We start from the raw sequence: 1,176 nt of genomic DNA, 5'->3' as shown, positions 1-1,176 counted from the left end.
ATGGACGACCAGGCGCACGCGGCCCGCACGATGTGGAACTGTTTGCACGCCTGGTGGCAGATGATGCCGAAGGACAAGCGGACCCTCGCCGCCGCTGATGCGGCGATACGCCAAGCCCGTACAGACCTCGACTTCCTCGCCAAGCTGCCCGCGCAGGCATCCCAGGCGCTGCTGAAGACGTACTTCCGCGCCTGGGTGAACTGCTGGGGAGGCCGGGCGGACGAGCCGAACTTCAAGGCCCGGTTCCGCACGGTGATGTCCGTGGACATCCCGCAGGGCCGTGACCTGAACATCGTCCGCGTCCACCGCCGCTGGGGCATGGTCAACCTGCCGAAGATCGGCCGCGTCCGCTTCCGCTGGACCAAAGACCTCCCCGTGGGCAGGCGAGCAGGCACCGACAACCGGATCACCGGCGCCCGGCTGGTGAAGGACGCGCTCGGCTGGCACATCGCCTTCCGTATTCAGACCCTCGAAGCCGAGCCGCAGCCCCACCAGGGCCCGGACGTCGGCATCGACGCCGGAGTGAACATCCCCCTCGCCCTGTCCAACAAGGACCACCAGGACCACGGGCGTCCCCCGCGCCTGCCGGACGGCACCGCCGACCGGGACAAGTGGCTCACCGAGAAGGAGAAGGCCAGACTCCTCAAGCTGGAGCGGCAGGCCGCACACCGCAAGAGCTTTCACAAGAAGGGGGAGAAGACCTCCCGCCGTTTGCAGCACACCTGCGACCAGATCAAGCAGCTCCGAGCAAAAGCCACGCGTCGAGCCTTGGACTGGCAGCACCACACGACCACCTACCTCGCCCGCACCTACGGCGTCATCGTGGTCGAACAGCTCAACATCATTCGAACATGGTCAAGTCCGCTCGGGGCACCACCCAGGAGCCGGGCACGAACGTCAAAGCCAAGGCCGGCCTCAACCGCTCCATCGCACAAGAGGCGTGGGGACGCACGGTCACGATGCTGACGTACAAGCTCAGCCGCCACGGCGGCCGGCTCGTCAAGGTTCCCGCCCCGAACACCTCCCGACGCTGCTCCGCATGCGGATTCACCCTCCCCGGCAGCAGAGAAGACCAGGCCACGTTCATATGCAAGAACCCCGACTGCGACTTCCAGGGCAACGCCGACTGGAACGCAGCCCGGAACATCTTGCACCTGTACGGATCGGCCACATCAG

The 1,176-nt window shown here is 66.4% G+C and carries 1 pseudogene; it reads left to right on the top strand.

The window, feature by feature from the left end:
- A pseudogene (locus tag SRB17_RS45250) lies at positions 1-1,176 on the top strand (RNA-guided endonuclease InsQ/TnpB family protein); the annotation flags it as partial.

This window comes from Streptomyces sp. RB17 (genome assembly GCF_009604455.1).
Lineage (GTDB): Bacteria > Actinomycetota > Actinomycetes > Streptomycetales > Streptomycetaceae > Streptomyces.
This window is presented reverse-complemented; position numbering and strand designations above follow the sequence as displayed.